A 16,915-nucleotide genomic window follows, 5' to 3' on the forward strand; every position below is an offset into this window, starting at 1 on the left:
GCCTTTATCCTTGGCGGATGCGGAAGGATTTGATCGAGCGCCTGTTGCGTGGCCTGTATTCGGTCGCGCTGTACCTGTTGGCGCCGGTCACGGTCTACCACCTGATCTGGCGCGGCTTTCGCCAGCCCGCCTATTTCCAGCGCTGGCTGGAGCGTTACGCGGTCTACCGCGGCCCGGCCCAGACCCGCACCCTGTGGCTGCACGCGGTCTCGGTCGGCGAGGTCAATGCGGCGATCCCGCTGGTGAATGCCTTGCGCCGCGGCCGTCCCGACTTGCGCCTGCTGGTCACCACCATCACCCCGACCGGCTCGGACCGGGCGCGATCGGCCTGGGGCGATTCGGTCGAGCACGTCTATCTGCCTTACGACCTGCCCGGCGCGGTCGCGCGCTTCCTGCGCCACCATCAGCCCTGCGCAGCGCTGATCATGGAAACCGAGTTGTGGCCGAACCTGCTGTTCGGCTGCCGCGACCGCGGCATTCCCGCCTACATCCTCAATGCGCGCCTGTCCGAGCGCTCGCTGCGCGGCTACCGCGTGCTGGCGCCGCTGGTCGGACGCGCACTGCGCACCGTGCGCACGGTCGCGGCGCAGTCGCGCGCCGACGGCGAGCGCTTCGTCCAGCTCGGCGCGCGGCCGGAACAGGTCACCGAGACCGGCAACCTCAAGTTCGACGTCAACGTGCCCGATGCGCTGGACGAGTTCGCCGCCGAATGCCACCGCCACACCGGCGAGCGGCCGGTGTGGATCGCCGCCAGCACCCACGAGGACGAGGAGGCGGCGACCATCGCCATGCACCGGCGCCTGCGCGAGCGCTTTCCCGATCTGCTGCTGCTGTGGGCGCCGCGCCACCCCGAACGCTTCCGGGTGGTGGCCGAGCAGGCGCGCGGCGCGGGCTGGCAGGTGTCGACGCGCTCGCGCGCGCGCTGGCCGCAGCCGGGCGACGACGTGTTCGTGATCGACACCCTCGGCGAGCTGATGAGCTTCTACGCCTGCGCCGACGTCGCCTTCGTCGGCGGCAGCCTGCAGGCGATCGGCGGCCACAACCTGCTCGAGCCGGCGGCCACCGGCACGCCGATCGTGACCGGTCCGCACCTGCACAACTTCGTCGAGATCGCCCAGCGCCTGGAAGCGGCCGGCGCGCTGCGCATCGGCGCCGACGCCGACGCGGTCGAAGCGGCGGTGGAGCGTCTGCTGGCCGACCCGCGCGAACGCGCGCAGATGATCGATGCCGGCCGCGACCTGGTCGAACTCGGCCGCGGCGCGTTGGCCCGCACCATGGCCCTGCTGCGCCCGGCGCTGCCGCCGGCGTGATCGCGCTCTTGCAGGAGCGGCGTAAGCCGCGACAGCCGCAGCGGTGATCGAGAGCGCAGTGGCCGAAGCCGCCGTGCAGTCTGCGTACAAGGCGCTGTGTGGGTTTCGGACGCGACGCGCAGAACCTCGCTGCGGCAGTCGCGGCTTACGCCGCTCCTACATAGGCGAGGCCCGGGCATGAAAAACCGCTGGCAATGCCGGCGGTTTTTCGGTATCGCGCTGCTGGCGCGGGGCTTACTGCATCCCGCTCGGCGGCGGCGCGAGGTTGGTCGCGGCGTCGGCGGTCAGCAGACGGTTGATTTCCTGCACGTCGCCCACGTCGAGCGAACCGGCGGCCTGTTCCAGCAGCAGGCGGTTCTGCAGGTAGTTGTACTTGGCGGTGGCGTAGGCCTGCTGCGCCTGCAGCAGGGTGCGCTGGTTGTTGAGCACGTCCAGCACGGTGCGGGTGCCGACTTCCAGGCCGACCTGCGAAGCGTCGTACGCGGCCTGCGCCGAAACCAGGGCCAGGCGCCGCGCTTCGACTTCGCTGATGCCGGCGACCAGGGTCTGGTAGGCGTTGCGGGTAGTGCGCACCAACTGGCGCTTCTGCCGTTCCAGTTCGTCCTGGGCCGCATCGCGGCGCGCCAGCGCCTGGCGCACGCCGGACTGGATGCGGCCGCCGGCGAAGATCGGGATCGACAGCTCGACGCCGATGCTCGGCCCGTAGCTGGAGTTGCCCGGCGCATCGCGGGTGGCGCCCATGAAGGTGCGGTCGCCCCAGGTGGCGCTGTCGCTGTAACCGCCGGTGAGGCTCAGGGTCGGCCAGTGGCCGGCGCGCGCGGTTTCCACGCCGATCTCGGAGGCGCGCACCTGCAGTTCCTGCGCGTGCAGCGCGGGGTTGTTCTGCACCGCGTTGTCGACCCAGCTCTCGACGTCGCGCGATTCCGGCAGCGCCGGCTTGAAATCGGCCGGCAGCGCCTTGAGCGTGCGCACCGGCTGGCCGGTGATCTGGCTCAGCGCCTGATAGGCGTCTTCGACCTGATTGCGCGCGGTGATGGTGCCGGCGCGCGCGCTGTCGTACTGCGCGCGCGCTTCGTGCACGTCGGTGATCGGCGCCAGGCCGACTTCCAGACGCTTGGACGCGTAGTCGAACTGCTTTTGCAGCGCGGTTTCGGCGGCTTCGGCGGCGGCCAGGTTCTCGAGCTTGACCAGCACGTCGAAGTAGGCCGCCGAGGTGCGGGTGATCAGCTCCTGGTTGGCCGACTCCAGAGTGAAGTCGCTGGCCTCGCTGAGCACGTTCTGGCCCTGGTACGTCTTGATGCTGGCGCGGTTGTACAGCATCTGGCTCGCGGTCAGGCCGGACCGGCGATTGGTGCTTTCGGACTTGAACATCGCGCCGGCCGGCAGGTCGCTGCCGTCGTCGCTGCCGCTGCCGCCCTGGCTGGTGCTGCGGCTGCGGTTCAAGCTCACGCTGCCGGACAGCGACGGCAGCAGCGCGGCGCGGGCCTGGATGCGGTCTTCCTTGGTCGCCAGGCGATTGGCTTGCGCGGCCGACAGCTGCGGGTCGCCCTGGCGCGCCAGTTCGTAGGTCTGCAACAGGTCCTCGGCCGACGCCAGGGTCGGCAACAGGCTCAGGGCCAGGGCGAGAACGAGCGGACGGCGGATCGTGCGGCTTCCCATGCGGCTTCCTTGAGCTTGCTTGTTTTTGGGAACCCGCATGCTGGCACGCGGGTTCTTACGGGGGACTGACGTGGAACTGACAGGACGGTCAGAACTCGAAGGCGGGCGCGGGCGCGGCGCCGACGAGGTAGGGCAAATCGGTTTCGAACAACGATTGGATGCGCGAAGCGTTGACTTCGTTGCGCTCGCCGGCGGTGACGCGGATCGCTTCCATGGCCGGCGAGCGGCCGCGGACCACGAACAGGCGGCCGCCCGGCTGCAGCCATTGCAGCCACTGCGCCGGCAATTCGGCGACCGCGCCGGTCACGCAGATGGCGTTGAAGCGACGGTCGGTGCGGTAGGAGAACACGTCCGCGTCGACCACCTGCACGTTGAGGATCGACTGCGCGGCCAGGCGCTCGCGCGCGGTCGCGGCGAGGTCGGCGTGGATTTCCAGGCTGACCACCTCGCGCGCCAGGCGGCCCAGGCAGGCGCTGAGGAAGCCGCTGCCGGTGCCGATTTCCAGCACATCGTCGGTCGGGTCGAGTTCCAGCGCCTGCAGGGCGCGGCCTTCGAGCACCGGCTTGAGCATGAATTCGCCGTGCGCCAGCGGCAGGGCGATGTCGGTGTAGGCCAGGTTGCGGTGCGCTTCGGCGACGAACGCCTCACGCGGCAAACCGGCCAGCACATCGAGCACGCGCGGGTCGAGCACGTCCCACGGCCGAACTTGTTGTTCGACCATCAGTTCACGAGCCTTGGCGTAATCGAGCGTAGTCATGGGAGCGGTCTTCATGTAGCGCGGGGAATCGCGAATTCTACCGGGACCGCGCGCACCCCGGCGGAAAAAGAATTAACCACGCCCCTGCCGGGGCTTAGTGCCGAAAGTCACCAGAACTCACGGCACCGTATGGCCTGCGGCGCGAGCCGCTAGCGCCGGCCATAGGCGCGCAGGAACAGGTCGACGGTGGCCTCCAGATGGGCCCGCACCTCGTCCGGGGCCGGCGCGCCGCAACCGAACATCAGCAGCGCATGCGGCTCGCCCTTGGCCAGGCAGAAAAACTGCGGCGCGGCCCGCGTCACCTCGTCGATGTCCAGCTCGCCGGCCTCGACCCGGCGCTGCAGCAGGGCGCCGAACTCATCGTGCAGGCGCTGCGGGCCGGCCTCCCAGAACATTCTCGACAGCGGCGACTGGGCCACCTGGGGCGAGCACAGCAGGCGGTGGATCTGGATGGCCTCGGGCGAGCTGATCATCTCGTAGAAGGCGGTCGCGATCGCCAGCAGGCGCTCGCGCAGGGGGGCGGCCGGCTCCGGGGCGAACATCGGCGAGGGCAGGTGCTGCTGGCAGTAGGCCTGCACCGCGGCTGCGAACAGGCTGTCTTTGTCGCCGAAATGGCTGTAGACGGTCAGCTTCGAGACCCCGGCTTCGGCGGCGATCTGGTCCATGCTCACGCCGTCGAAGCCCTGGCCGAGGAACAGCCGCTTGGCCGCTTCCAGGATCGCGTTGCGCTTGCTCAGGTCCTTCGGGCGGCCGGGGCCGGCCGGCTTGGCCGGCTCGGGGGTGGGGCTGGAGGGGCGGGGCGACATCATGCTTAAATACTGGACTATCGGGTTTGTTATTTATACAGTACTGGCTAGTACATTAATTCCCGATGAGGCTCACCGCAATGCGTCACCGGATTTTTTCCGCCAAGCCCGCCGCCCCGGCGCTGCTCGGCGCGGCCCTGGCCGCGACGCTGTCCCTGACGGCCTGCAGCAAGGCCGCGCCGCAGGCCGAAACCGCGCGTCCGGTGTTGGTGACCCGTCCGGGCGCCGCCGCGAACGGCGTCTCGGCCTTCGCCGGCGAAGTGCGCGCCCGCGAGGAAAGCCCGCTGTCGTTCCGGGTCGGCGGCAAGCTGATCGAGCGCAAGGTCGATGTCGGCGCCCACGTCGCCGCCGGCCAGGTGCTGGCGGTGCTCGATGCCGGCGATCTCGAGGCCCAGGCGCGCGCCGCCCAGGCCCAATTGGCCGCGGCCGAAGCCGATTACGGCCGCGCCCGCGCCGATCAGGTGCGCTACGCGCAGCTGGCCAAGGACCAACTGGTCAGCCGCTCGGCGATGGACGCCCAGGACGCGGCGGCGAAGGCCGCGCAGGGCCAGGTCAACGCCGCCCGCGCCAATCTCGACGTCGCCCGCAACCAGTCCGCCTACACCCATCTGCGCGCGCCCAGCGCCGGCGTGATCGCCTCGCGCAGCGCCGAGGCCGGCCAGGTCGTGGCCGCCGGCCAGCAGGTGTTCGCGCTCGCCGCCGACGGCGTGCGCGAAGTCGCCTTCGCGGTGCCGGAAGGCGCGATCGCCACCTTCAAGCCCGGCCAGGACGTCCTGGTCGAACTGTGGTCGCAACCCGGCAAGCGTTGGCCGGCGCGGGTGCGCGAAGTCGCGCCGGCGGCCGACCCGGCCTCGCGCACCTATGCGGCGCGGGTCAGCGTCGATGCGCCCGCCGGCACGCTCGAACTCGGCCAGAGCGCGCGCATCTATCTGCCCAGCGCCGCTTCGGCCGGCCTCAGCGTGCCGCTCTCGGCGCTGCAACGCACCGCCGCCGGCGGCAGCGCGGTGTTCGTCGCCGACCCGCGCAGCGGCACGGTCAAGCTCAAGCCGATCCACACCGGCCCTTACGGCGCGCAGAGCGTGCCGGTGCTGTCGGGCCTGGGCGCGCAGGACTGGGTGGTCGCCGCCGGCGGCCATCTGCTGCGCGACGGCCAGAAAGTGCAGCCGGTCGACCGCGACAACCACCCGGTCGCGCGCTGAGCGCGTCGCGGCGCCTCCAGGCGCCGCGATAGCGACCGCGCGACTTTCTCGCGCGCCGGTCCGCCGGCGCCCTCCAGATCCCGCCGCCGCGTCCCGCGCGGCGGCCGTCGAACGAAGCGAGCCCAGCGTATGCGTTTCAACCTCTCCGAGTGGGCGCTGCGCCATCGCAGCCTGATCATCTACGCGATGCTGGTGCTGGCGATCGCCGGCGCCATGTCCTACCTGCGCCTGGGGCGCAGCGAAGATCCGGCCTTCACCTTCAAGGTCATGGTGGTGCGCACGCTGTGGCCCGGCGCCACCGCCGAGGAAGTCTCGCGCCAGGTCACCGAGCGGATCGAGAAGAAGCTGATGGAAACCGGCCAGTACGAGTACATCCGCTCGTACTCGCGCGCCGGCGAATCGCAGGTGATGTTCGTCGCCGGCGACGCGATGCGCTCCAAGGACATCCCGCCGCTGTGGTACCAGGTGCGCAAGAAGATCGGCGACATCCGCCCGACCTTGCCCAGCGACGCGATCGGCCCGTTCTTCAACGACGAGTTCGGCGACACCTTCGGCAACATCTACGCCCTGACCGGGCCCGGCTTCGACTACGCCGTGCTCAAGGACTACGCCGAGCGCGTGCAGCTGGCGCTGCAGAGCCAGACCGACGTGGGCAAGATCGAGCTGTTCGGGGTCCAGGACGAAAAGATCTGGGTCGAGCTGTCGAACGTGAAACTGTCCACCCTCGGCGTCCCGGCGCAGGCGGTGCAGGACGCGCTGAACCAGCAGAACGCGCTGGTCTCGGCGGGTTTCTTCGAGACTCCGACCAGCCGCGTGCCGATCCGCGTCGGCGGCCAGTTCACCTCGGTCGAGCAGATCCGCGACTTCCCGATTCGGGTCGGCGACCGCACCTTCCGCCTCGGCGACGTGGCCGAGGTGCGGCGCGGCTTCTCCGATCCGCCGCAGCCGCGCATGCGCTTCATGGGCGAGGACGCGATCGGCATCGGCGTGTCGATGAAGCAGGGCGGCGACATCCTCAAGCTCGGCAAGACCCTGGAAGGCGAGTTCGCGCGCCTGCAGAAGACCTTGCCGGCGGGCATGCAACTGCGCAAGGTTGCCGACCAGCCGGCCGCGGTCGAGGAATCGGTCGGCGAGTTCGTGCGCGTGCTCGCCGAGGCGGTCGCGATCGTGCTGCTGGTCAGCTTCTTCTCGCTCGGCCTGCGCACCGGCCTGGTGGTCGCGCTGTCGATCCCGCTGGTGCTGGCGATGACCTTCGCGGTGATGGACTTCTTCGGCGTCGGCCTGCACAAGATCTCGCTCGGCGCGCTGGTGCTGGCGCTGGGACTGCTGGTCGACGACGCGATCATCGCCGTGGAAATGATGGCGATCAAAATGGAGCAGGGCTTCGACCGCCTGCGCGCGGCCGCTTTCGCCTGGGACAGCACCGCCTTCCCGATGCTGACCGGCACCCTGATCACCGCCGCCGGCTTCCTGCCGATCGCGACGGCGGCCTCGAGCACCGGCGAGTACACCCGTTCGCTGTTCCAGGTGGTGACCATCGCCCTGTTGGTGTCGTGGATCGCCGCGGTGGCCTTCATCCCCTTCCTCGGCGACAAGCTGCTGCCGGACTACGGCCACGCCGCGGCGCCGCCCAAGCCGGGTTCGCCGGCCGCGCGCTGGCGCGACGCGCGCAGCGCGCTGGCGCGGCGCCTGCCGATGTTCGCCAGCGTGCTGGCGCCCAAGCCGCCGATCGACGGCCACGTCCACGACCCCTACGAGTCCAAGTTCTACGTGAGCTTCCGCCGCTGGGTGACCTGGTGCGTGCGCCGGCGCTGGCTGGTCATCGCGATCACCATCGCCGCCTTCATCGGCTCGATCTTCATGTTCCGCTTCGTGCCGCAGCAGTTCTTCCCCGACTCGGTGCGCCCCGAGCTGATGGTCGACATGGAGCTGGCCGAAGGCAGCTCGCTGCGCCGGACCGCCGTCCAGGCCCAGCGCCTGGAAGCCATGCTCAAGCAGCGCAAGGATCTGTCCAACTACGTGGCTTATGTCGGAACCGGTTCGCCGCGCTTCTACCTGCCGCTGGACCAGCAGCTGCCGGCGGCCAACTTCGCCCAGTTCGTGCTGATGCCCAAGGACCTGGAAGCGCGCGAAACCCTGCGCAAGTGGGTCATCGAGGACGTGGCGCCGCGCTTCCCCGAGCTGCAGTTGCGCGTGACCCGGCTGGAGAACGGCCCGCCGGTCGGCTACCCGGTGCAGTTCCGCGTTTCCGGCGAGCACATCGACCAGGTGCGCAAGATCGCCTACCAGGTGCGCGAGAAGATCCGCGCCAACCCGCACGTGGCCAACGTCAACCTGGATTGGGACGAGCCGAACAAGGTCGTGCGCCTGCAGGTCGACCAGGAGCGCGCGCGTGCGCTCGGCATCAGCTCGGCGCAGCTGTCGCAGTTCCTGTCCAGTTCGCTGTCGGGCTCGCACATCAGCACCTACCGCGAGAGCAACGAACTGATCGAGATGCTGCTGCGCGGTCCCGAACAGGAGCGCTTGCAGCTGGACATGCTCGGCAGCCTGATGGTGCCGACGAGCAACGGCCGCAGCGTGCCGCTGACCCAGGTCGCGACCCTGGATTACGGCTTCGAGGAAGGCATCATCTGGCACCGCGATCGCCTGCCGACCATGACCGTGCGCGCCGACATCTACGACGGTACCCAGCCGTCCAGCGCAATGGCGCAGATCTCGCCGACCCTGGACGGGTTGCGCGCGCAGCTGCCGTACGGCTACTCGATCGACATCGGCGGCAGCGTCGAGGACTCCGCGCGCGGGCAGAAGTCGATCAACGCCGGCATGCCGCTGTTCCTGTTCGCGGTGTTCACCCTGCTGATGCTGCAGCTGCGCAGCTTCTCGCGCAGCTTCATGGTACTGCTGACCGCGCCGCTGGGCCTGATCGGCGTGACCTTGTTCCTGCTGGTGTTCCGGGTGCCGTTCGGCTTCGTCGCCATGCTCGGCACGATCGCCCTGGCCGGCATGATCATGCGCAACTCGGTGATCCTGGTCGATCAGATCGAACAGGACCGCAGCGAGGGCCACGAACCGTGGAAGGCGATAGTAGACGCGACCGTGCGCCGCTTCCGGCCGATCGTGCTGACCGCGCTGGCGGCGATCTTGGCGATGATTCCGCTGTCGCGCAGCGCCTTCTTCGGGCCGATGGCGGTGGCGATCATGGGCGGCCTGCTGGTCGCGACGCTGTTGACCCTGCTGTTCCTGCCGGCGCTGTACGCGGCCTGGTTCAAGGTCAAGGTGCCGGCGGAGGCTTGAGCGCGGCGGTAGTGGTGTTTTCCCCGCTTGCGACAAAAGGCGGGGAGCGTGTTGCCGCGGATGGCGTTGCGGATTTCGCGCTGTCGCGCGCCCTCACCCCCGGCCCTCTCCCACTGCGGGAGAGGGGTTGGGGTGAGCCCGCCAGGCCTAAGCGTGCTCGACGCTGAACGCCAGTGTCGCCTCGATCGCCCGTTTCCACCCGGCATACAACTTCTCGCGCTCGGCGCCGCTCATCTGCGGCTCGAAGCTGCGTTCGACCTGCCACTGCTGCGCGATCTGCTCCCGGCTGTTCCAGAAGCCGACCGCCAACCCGGCCAGATAGGCCGCCCCGAGCGCGGTGGTTTCGTTGACCCGCGGCCGCTTCAGCGGCACGTCGAGGATGTCGGCCTGGAACTGGGCGGTGAAATCGTTGCCGATCGCGCCGCCGTCGGCGCGCAGCGAAGTCAGCCGGATGCCCGAATCGGCCTGCATCGCTTCGAGCACGTCGCGGGTCTGGTAGGCCAGCGATTCCAGCACCGAGCGCACGAAGTGCTCCTTGCTGGTGCCGCGGGTCAGGCCGAACATGGCGCCGCGCACGTCGCTGCGCCAGTACGGCGCGCCGAGGCCGACGAAGGCCGGCACGAAATAGACCCCGTCGGTGGAGCGCGCGCGGTCGGCGTAGGCCTGCGAGTCGCCGGCCTTGCCGAACAGGCGCAGGCCGTCGCGCAGCCACTGCACCGCCGAGCCGGCGACGAAGATGCTGCCTTCCAGCGCGTACTCGACCTGGCCGTCGATGCCCCAGGCGATGGTGGTGAGCAGGCCGTTGTCCGAACGCACCGCTTTCTCGCCGGTGTTCATCAGCAGGAAGCAGCCGGTGCCGTAGGTGTTCTTGGCCATGCCCGGGGCGAAGCAGGCCTGGCCGAACAGCGCCGCCTGCTGGTCGCCGGCGACGCCGCAGATCGGCACCGAGTTGTTGAAGAAGTGGCGCGCGCCGGTATGGGCGTAGACCTCGCTGCTGGAGCGCACTTCCGGCAGCATCGAGGCCGGTACGTCGAGCATCTTCAGCAGTTCCGGACACCACTGGCGCTTGTGGATGTCGTACATCAGCGTGCGCGAGGCATTGCTGTAGTCGGTGACGTGGGCGCGGTTCTCCGACAGGTTCCAGATCAGCCAGGTGTCGATGGTGCCGAACAGCAGATCGCCGCGCTCGGCGCGCTCGCGCGCGCCCTCGACGTTGTCGAGAATCCACTTGACCTTGGTGCCGGAGAAATAGGCGTCGATCAACAGGCCGGTGCGTTCGCGCACCAGCGGCTCGTAGCCCTCGGCCTTGAGCCGGTCGCAAATCGCCGCGGTCTGCCGCGACTGCCAGACGATGGCGTTGTGCACCGCCTGGCCGGTGTGGCGGTCCCACACCACGGTGGTCTCGCGCTGATTGGTGATGCCGATGCCGGCGATCTGCTCGGGGCCGACCTGGGCCTTGGTCATGACCTCGATCGCGGTGGTCTGCACGCTGGCGAGGATCTCGCGCGGATCGTGCTCGACCCAGCCCGGGCGCGGGAAGATCTGCTCGAACTCGCGTTGGGCGATGCCGACCACCGCGCCCTGGCGATCGAACAGGATCGCGCGCGAGCTGGTCGTGCCTTGGTCGATGGCCAGGATGTAGGGCTTATCCATAGGGGTACTCGTGCGGAGGTCGGGAGTCGGAAATCGAGAGTCGAGAGTCGAGAGAGGGAATCGAGTGAGGGAGTCGGAACGATTCAGCGACGCAACGCCTTGCGACTCCCCATGCCCGCTTCTCATCCATACACAGCCTGAAACGCGAACGCTCCCGCCACCGCGCCGACCACCGGCGCGACCACCGGTACCCAGGCATAGCCCCAGTCCGAGCCGCCTTTGCCGGCGATCGGCAGCAGCGCATGGGCCAGACGCGGGCCGAGATCGCGAGCGGGGTTGATCGCGTAACCGGTCGGGCCGCCGAGCGACATGCCGATCACCACCACCAACAGGCCGACGCCGAACGGGCCCAGGCCGGGGGCGAGGCTGTTGGCGCCGATGGCGAGCGCGGCGAAGGTCAGCACGAAGGTGCCGATGGCTTCGGTCAGCAGGTTGGCGCGAGTGTCGCGCACGGCGGGTGCGGTGCAGAAGATCGCCAGCTTGGCCGCGGGATCGTCGCTGAGCCGCCAATGGGCGAGATAGCTCAGCCACACCAGCACCGCGCCGGCGAAGGCGCCGGCGAGCTGGGCGGCGACGAAGCCGGGGACCAGCGACCAGGACAGCTTGCCGATCGCGGCCAGGGCCAGGGTCAGGGCGGGATTCATGATCGCGCCGCTGGTCGGACCGGCGATGAAGATGCCGATCAGCACCGCCAGGCCCCAGGCCGCGGTGATCACGCCCCAGCCGGCGCCCTGCGCCTTGGAGCGGTTCAACAGCGCGCCGGCGACCACGCCGTTGCCGAGCAGGATCAGGATGCCGGTGGCGACGAATTCGCTGAGGTATTGCGACATCGGGGTGGGCATCGCGATGGATCTCCTGGGGGACGCGAGCGGTGCGGGTTTGGCGGATCTTGCGAGGCGGCTGTCAGGCCGGGGACGCCGTTCTGCCGTCATTCCCGCGAAGGCGGGACACCGGAGGCTTCGGTGCCTGGTGCGGTGAAGCCCTGGACCCCCGCGTTCGCGGGGACGACGATGCAAAGGGACGAGGAGATCCGGGCCGGCCCGAACCCGGGCGGCGGCGCGGCCGTGCCGGCACGACGATGACGTCGCTCGCGCATGCACCGCATGCGGGCGCACGAGGATTCATGCGAACCCCACCTGCGCCTGCGCATCCGCCCGGCCGGCCACGCGCCGCGCCACATAGCCCTGCAACTGTTCCACGCCCGCGGCGTCGATGCGCAGGCCGAGCTTGGAGCGCCGCCACAGGATGTCCTCGGCGGTGCGCGCCCATTCGTAATCGACCAGATAGTCGACTTCGACCGCGTACAGATCGGCGCCGAAGCAGTCGCCCAGGTCGTCCAGGCGCGCGCAGTTCTCCAGCACACGCAAGGCGCGGCTGCCGTAGCTGCGGCACAGGCGCAGCGCCAGCGCGTCCGGCAGCCACGGCCGGCGCAGGCTGAAATCTTCGTGGAAGGCGTCGAAGTCGGCTCCGGGCAGGTCGCCGCCGGGCAGCGGCGCATCGCCGGTCCAGGCCGGGCGCGCCGCGCCGAGATCGTCGGCGAGCCGGTCGCAAGCTTCTTCGGCCAGCTTGCGCGCGGTGGTCAGCTTGCCGCCGAACACGTTCAGCAGCGGCGCGCCGCCGCGATCCAGATCGAGCAGGTAGTCGCGGGTGATCTGCGAAGCCCGGTCGTTGTCGTCGTCGAGCAGCGGCCGCACGCCGCTGTAGCTCCAGACCACGTCGTGCGGGCGTATCGGCCGCTTGAAATAGCGCGAAGCGGCTTCGCACAGGTAGGCGGTTTCGGCTTCGTCGATGCGCGGCGCGGCGGGATCGTCGCGGTAGTCGACATCGGTGGTGCCGATCAGGGTGTAGGCCTGTTCGAAGGGGATCGCGAACACGATGCGCCGGTCGGGTTGCTGGAAGATGTAGGCATGGTCGTGATCGAACAGCCTCGGCACGACGATGTGGCTGCCCTTGATCAGGCGCAGCCGGCGCGCATGCGGCAGCCGCGCGACCTCGTCGAGGAAGCGCGCCGCCCAGGGGCCGGCGGCATTGACCAGCACGCGCGCGCGCACGTCGCGGGCCCGGCCGCCGGGGCCGCGCAGGCGCACCCGCCAGCCGTCGCGTTCGCGCTGCGCGGCGACGCAGGCGGTGCGGGTCAGGACGTCGGCGCCGCGCTCGGCGGCGTCCATCGCGTTGAGCACGACCAGGCGCGCATCCATGACCCAGGCGTCGGAATAGACGAAGCCGCGCACGAATTCGTCCTGCAGCGGGCGCCCGGCGATGTGCTTGCGCAGGTTGACCGAGCGCGAACCGGGCAAGCCGCGGCCGCGGCGTCCGCCGAGGCGGTCGTACAGGAACAGGCCCAGGCGGATCAGCCAGGCCGGGCGCAGATGCGGCTGGTGCGGCAGTACGAAGCGCAGCGGCCGGATGATGTGCGGCGCCATGCGCAGCAGGCGCTTGCGTTCGGCCAGGGCCTTGCCGACCAGGGCGAACTCGTACTGCTCCAGATAGCGCAGGCCGCCGTGGATGAGCTTGGTGCTGGCGCTGGAGGTGTGCGCGGCGAGGTCGTCGCGCTCGCACAGCAGCACCGACCACCCGCGGCCGGCGGCGTCGCGCGCGATCGCGGCACCGTTGATGCCGCCGCCGACCACCAGCAGGTCGACACTGAGGTCCGTTTCGGTCATGCGTTCCCGCGACTGTCTGCAGGTCGCACGTGGCCGACCCAGGTTGCGTCAGGATGATGGCACAGGCTCGTGGCGCGATTGTTGCCTGGGTTCACATCAACGGCGGGTGACGGGTTCGCGATCGCGCGGTTGTGACGCGGGCAAAAAAATCCCGAAGCCGCCCGGCTTCGGGAAGGAGGGTACGGACGGGCCGGAGAGACCTCTTTGTAATGCGCGACGCTTGCGTTGCGCGGGACGCGGCACGGGCCGCGCCCCGCGGCGAGTTCGATACGGCGTGTTCGATACGGCGTGTTCAGGGAAGCGGAATGGGCTGTGCGTTCATCGCATCCGCCCGTCGTCTGCGCTCAATCGCGCAGCTCGGCGACCTGACACGGCAGCTCGAGCTGGGCCAACACCGCCGCGGTGACTTCGGCGGTGGTCGCGGCGCGGCCGGCCGGGGCCAGGTCGGCGGTCAGCGTGCCGGCCTCCAGCACCGCGGCGACCGCACGCTCGACGCATTCGGCCTCGGCCTCCAGGCCCAGCGAATGGCGCAGCAGCAGCGCGGCGCTGAGGATGGTGCCGCAGGGGTTGGCGATGCCGCGGCCGGCGATGTCCGGGGCCGAACCGTGGATCGGTTCGTACAGACCGACCTTGCCTTCGCCGAGCGAGGCCGAGGGCAGCAGGCCCAGCGAACCGGCCAGCATCGAGGCTTCGTCGGTGAGGATGTCGCCGAACATGTTCTCGGTGACGATCACGTCGAACGCGCGCGGCTTGGCGATCAGATGCATCGCCATCGAATCGACCAGCTGATGCTCCAGGGTCACGTCGGGGAATTCCTCGCGCGCCACCTTTGCCGCGACTTCGCGCCACAACCGCGAGGTCTCCAGCACGTTGGCCTTGTCGACCGAGACCACGTGCTTGCGGCGGCCGCGGGCGAGTTCGCAGGCGCGGCGCACGACCCGTTCGATCTCGGCCACGCTGTACTCGCACAGGTCGCTGGCGGCGTCGGGACTGCGTTGCTTGCGGCCGAAATAGATGCCGCCGGTAAGCTCGCGCACCACCATCAGGTCGACCCCGGCCAGCAGGTGCGGCTTGATCGGCGACGCGCCGAGGGTGGCGGCGTGCGGTTGCACCGGGCGCAGGTTGGCATACAGGCCCAGCCCCTTGCGCAGCGCCAGCAGGCCTTGCTCGGGGCGGACCTTGGCTTGCGGATCGGACCACTTGGGGCCGCCGACCGCGCCCAGCAGCACCGCGTCGGCGCGCTGGCAGGCCTGCAGGGTCGCCGCCGGCAGCGGCTCGCCGCTGGCGTCGATCGCGGCGCCGCCGATCGCGTGCTCGCGCAGTTCGAAATGGTGACCGTAGCGGGCGGCGACCGCGCGCAGCACTTCGACCGCGGCGGCAGTGACTTCCGGACCGATGCCGTCGCCGGGCAGAACGACGATGTCAGCGCGCATGGGAGGACTCCTGGGATGGGGATTGCGCCGCGGCGCGGCGCTGTTCGTAGTGATTGATCGCCTGCTGCTGGCGCAGCAGATAGCCGAGCTGGTCGACGCCCTCGATGAGGCAGGTCTGGGCGAAGGCGTCGAGCGGGAACTCGACCGAGCGCCCGTCGGGCAGATGCAGGCGGCGTTCGCGCACGTCGATGCGCAGCTCGATGCCCGGCCGGGCGAGCAGCTCGTCGAGCAGCGCCTGCTCGACCACCACCGGCAGCAGGCCGTTCTTGAGCGAGTTGCTGCGGAAGATGTCGGCGATCTCGCTGCTGATCACCGCGCGCAGGCCGAGGTCGGTCAGCGCCCAGGGCGCGTGTTCGCGCGAAGAGCCGCAGCCGAAATTGCGCCCGGCGACCAGGATCGCGGCGCCGGCGTTTGCGGGCTTGTTGAACTCGAAGGCCGGGTTGGGCGAGCCGTCGGCCAGGTAGCGCCAGTCGTTGAAGGCGAACTTGCCCAGGCCCTTGCGCTCGGTGGTGGTCAGAAAGCGCGCCGGGATGATCTGGTCGGTGTCGATGTTGCGCTCGCGCAGCACCACGGTGCGCGAGACCAGTTCGACGAAGCCGGCGCCGGCGCCGGCGTCGGTAGAAGCGATGGAAGCGGACATCACGCGACCTCCTGGACGGCCGAGGCTTGGGCGGCATGGGCGAGGTAATCGCGCGGGTCGACCACCCGTCCGGCGACGGCGCAGGCCGCCGCGGTCAGCGGCGAAGCCAGCAGAGTGCGCGCACCCTTGCCTTGGCGGCCCTCGAAATTGCGGTTGCTGGTCGATACCGCCAACTGACCGGCGCCGACCAGATCGCCGTTCATGGCGATGCACATCGAGCAACCGGGTTCGCGCCACTCGGCGCCGGCGGCGCGGATCACCGCGTCCAGGCCCTCGGCCTCGGCATCGCGCTTGACCTGCTCGGAGCCGGGCACGACCAGCATGCGCACGCGCGGATGCACGTGTCGGCCGCGCAGCACCTCGGCGGCCTGGCGCAGGTCGGACAGGCGCGAGTTGGTGCAGCTGCCGACGAACACCACGTCGACCGGACGCCCGGCCAGCGCGCTGCCGCCTTCGAAGCCCATGTAGGCCAGGGCCTTGGCCTCGTCGGCGTCGCCGGCCTGCGGCAACGCCGCGTCGACCGCGGCGACTTGGCCCGGGTGCGTGCCCCAGGTCAGGGTCGGCTTGATCGTGGACGCATCGATATGCACTTCGCGGTCGAAGCGTGCGCCTGGGTCGGTTTTGAACTCGCTCCAACGCGCCACGGCGCGCTCGAAGTCGGCGCCGCGCGGCGCGCGCGGGGTCTTGGCCAGATAGTCGTAGGTGACCTGGTCCGGCGCGATCAGGCCGGCGCGGGCGCCGGCCTCGATCGACATGTTGCACACCGTCATGCGCTCGTCCATCGACAGCGCGCGCACGGTCGAGCCGCGGTACTCGATGACGTGGCCGGTGCCGCCGTTGACGCCGATTTCGCCGATCACGTGCAGGATCAGGTCCTTGGCGCCGACGCCGGGGGCCAGCTCGCCTTCGATGTTGATCGCCAGGGTCTTGGGCTTGCGCTGCAGCAGGCATTGGGTGGCCAGCACGTGGCCGACTTCGCTGGTGCCGATGCCGAAGGCCAGCGCGCCGAACGCACCGTGGGTGGCGGTGTGGCTGTCGCCGCAGACGATGGTCTGGCCGGGCTGGGTCAGACCGAGTTCCGGGCCGATCACGTGGACGATGCCGCGATGGGCGCTGTCGAAATCGAACAGCTCGATGCCGTGGCGCGCGCAGTTGCGGCGCAGGGTGTCGACCTGATGCTCGGCCTCGGCGGTGTAGTAGGGCAGACGGCCGTCGGCGCCGGCGGGCAGGGTCGGGGTGGAATGGTCGAGCGTGCCCTTGGTCAGATCGGTGCGGCGCGGCGTGAGGCCGCGCGCTTCGAGTTCGGCGAAGGCCTGCGGCGAGGTGACCTCGTGGATCAGGTGCAGGTCGATGTACAGCACCGCGGGCGCGGCCTCGCTTTCGGGCGCGACCAGGTGGGCGTCCCACAGTTTGTCGAACAGGGTGCTGGGCTGGGTGGCTGAAGTCATGATGGGGGCGACTATGGCTTTCGGCTTGAATGGTTCGATCTTCGGTGTCCCTT

12 protein-coding genes are annotated in these 16,915 nt (G+C 69.9%); 3 read left to right on the plus strand and 9 right to left on the minus strand.

The genetic code is table 11. The features are described 5' to 3' along the window. The first annotated feature begins 17 nt into the window (after positions 1-17). Positions 18-1,310 carry a lipid IV(A) 3-deoxy-D-manno-octulosonic acid transferase gene (waaA, locus tag TX83_RS06775; protein WP_064747178.1) on the plus strand — a complete coding sequence of 431 codons (1,293 nt, stop codon included), beginning with the start codon at positions 18-20 and terminating at the stop codon, positions 1,308-1,310. A 234-nt stretch (positions 1,311-1,544) separates the two neighbouring features. On the opposite strand, the gene TX83_RS06780 is transcribed toward waaA, so the two are convergent. From TX83_RS06780 to TX83_RS06790, 3 genes are all read right to left on the minus strand, one after another. Further along, positions 1,545-2,969, minus strand: a complete 1,425-nt coding sequence (locus TX83_RS06780) for a TolC family outer membrane protein (RefSeq protein WP_064747179.1) — start codon at positions 2,967-2,969, stop codon at positions 1,545-1,547. An 88-nt stretch (positions 2,970-3,057) separates the two neighbouring features. Further along, entirely contained in the window at positions 3,058-3,726 is a 669-nt protein-coding gene (locus TX83_RS06785; RefSeq protein ID WP_425606063.1) for a protein-L-isoaspartate O-methyltransferase family protein, read from the minus strand. A gap of 149 nt (positions 3,727-3,875) precedes the next feature. Then, positions 3,876-4,535, minus strand: a complete 660-nt coding sequence (locus TX83_RS06790; protein ID WP_087960680.1) for a TetR/AcrR family transcriptional regulator — start codon at positions 4,533-4,535, stop codon at positions 3,876-3,878. 77 nt (positions 4,536-4,612) lie between these two features. On the opposite strand from TX83_RS06790, the gene TX83_RS06795 reads away from it, so the two are divergent. Together TX83_RS06795 and TX83_RS06800 are read left to right on the plus strand one after the other, a co-directional pair. Next, complete coding sequence (locus tag TX83_RS06795) at positions 4,613-5,731, plus strand: efflux RND transporter periplasmic adaptor subunit (protein WP_064747181.1); 1,119 nt, start codon at positions 4,613-4,615, stop codon at positions 5,729-5,731. Between the two features lie 129 nt (positions 5,732-5,860). Then, positions 5,861-9,025, plus strand: coding sequence for an efflux RND transporter permease subunit (locus TX83_RS06800; RefSeq protein WP_064747182.1), 3,165 nt, complete (start codon positions 5,861-5,863; stop codon positions 9,023-9,025). A 147-nt stretch (positions 9,026-9,172) separates the two neighbouring features. Here the strand turns inward: TX83_RS06800 and glpK are convergent, their stop codons facing one another. The 6 genes from glpK to leuC form a co-directional block, all read right to left on the minus strand. Continuing rightward, positions 9,173-10,678 (minus strand): glycerol kinase GlpK, encoded by a 1,506-nt coding sequence (gene glpK, locus TX83_RS06805; RefSeq protein ID WP_064747183.1) that lies wholly within the window; start codon positions 10,676-10,678, stop codon positions 9,173-9,175. Between the two features lie 122 nt (positions 10,679-10,800). After that, a complete protein-coding gene (locus TX83_RS06810) occupies positions 10,801-11,520 on the minus strand; it encodes an MIP/aquaporin family protein (protein WP_222423730.1) in 720 nt (239 codons plus the stop codon). A gap of 279 nt (positions 11,521-11,799) precedes the next feature. Then, positions 11,800-13,341, minus strand: a complete 1,542-nt coding sequence (gene glpD / locus TX83_RS06815) for a glycerol-3-phosphate dehydrogenase (RefSeq protein ID WP_064747185.1) — start codon at positions 13,339-13,341, stop codon at positions 11,800-11,802. Between the two features lie 344 nt (positions 13,342-13,685). Continuing rightward, entirely contained in the window at positions 13,686-14,774 is a 1,089-nt protein-coding gene (gene leuB / locus TX83_RS06820) for a 3-isopropylmalate dehydrogenase (RefSeq protein ID WP_064747186.1), read from the minus strand. Continuing rightward, positions 14,764-15,414, minus strand: a complete 651-nt coding sequence (gene leuD / locus TX83_RS06825) for a 3-isopropylmalate dehydratase small subunit (protein ID WP_064747187.1) — start codon at positions 15,412-15,414, stop codon at positions 14,764-14,766. The genes leuB and leuD overlap by 11 nt, the downstream gene beginning before the upstream one ends. After that, complete coding sequence (leuC, locus tag TX83_RS06830) at positions 15,414-16,862, minus strand: 3-isopropylmalate dehydratase large subunit (RefSeq protein ID WP_064747188.1); 1,449 nt, start codon at positions 16,860-16,862, stop codon at positions 15,414-15,416. Before leuC ends, leuD begins: the two co-directional genes overlap by 1 nt. Positions 16,863-16,915: the final 53 nt, after the last annotated feature.

Source organism: Lysobacter antibioticus HS124 (genome assembly GCF_000336385.2).
GTDB lineage: Bacteria > Pseudomonadota > Gammaproteobacteria > Xanthomonadales > Xanthomonadaceae > Lysobacter > Lysobacter firmicutimachus.

Coding starts and splice junctions, on each gene's coding strand:
- leuB (WP_064747186.1), bottom strand. CDS start 14,774: ATGCGCGCTGACATCGTCGTTCTGCCCGGCGACGGCATCGGTCCGGAA.
- waaA (WP_064747178.1), top strand. CDS start 18: ATGCGGAAGGATTTGATCGAGCGCCTGTTGCGTGGCCTGTATTCGGTC.
- TX83_RS06790 (WP_087960680.1), bottom strand. CDS start 4,535: ATGATGTCGCCCCGCCCCTCCAGCCCCACCCCCGAGCCGGCCAAGCCG.
- TX83_RS06785 (WP_425606063.1), bottom strand. CDS start 3,726: ATGACTACGCTCGATTACGCCAAGGCTCGTGAACTGATGGTCGAACAA.
- TX83_RS06780 (WP_064747179.1), bottom strand. CDS start 2,969: ATGGGAAGCCGCACGATCCGCCGTCCGCTCGTTCTCGCCCTGGCCCTG.
- TX83_RS06795 (WP_064747181.1), top strand. CDS start 4,613: ATGCGTCACCGGATTTTTTCCGCCAAGCCCGCCGCCCCGGCGCTGCTC.
- leuD (WP_064747187.1), bottom strand. CDS start 15,414: ATGTCCGCTTCCATCGCTTCTACCGACGCCGGCGCCGGCGCCGGCTTC.
- leuC (WP_064747188.1), bottom strand. CDS start 16,862: ATGACTTCAGCCACCCAGCCCAGCACCCTGTTCGACAAACTGTGGGAC.
- glpD (WP_064747185.1), bottom strand. CDS start 13,341: ATGACCGAAACGGACCTCAGTGTCGACCTGCTGGTGGTCGGCGGCGGC.
- TX83_RS06800 (WP_064747182.1), top strand. CDS start 5,861: ATGCGTTTCAACCTCTCCGAGTGGGCGCTGCGCCATCGCAGCCTGATC.
- glpK (WP_064747183.1), bottom strand. CDS start 10,678: ATGGATAAGCCCTACATCCTGGCCATCGACCAAGGCACGACCAGCTCG.
- TX83_RS06810 (WP_222423730.1), bottom strand. CDS start 11,520: ATGCCCACCCCGATGTCGCAATACCTCAGCGAATTCGTCGCCACCGGC.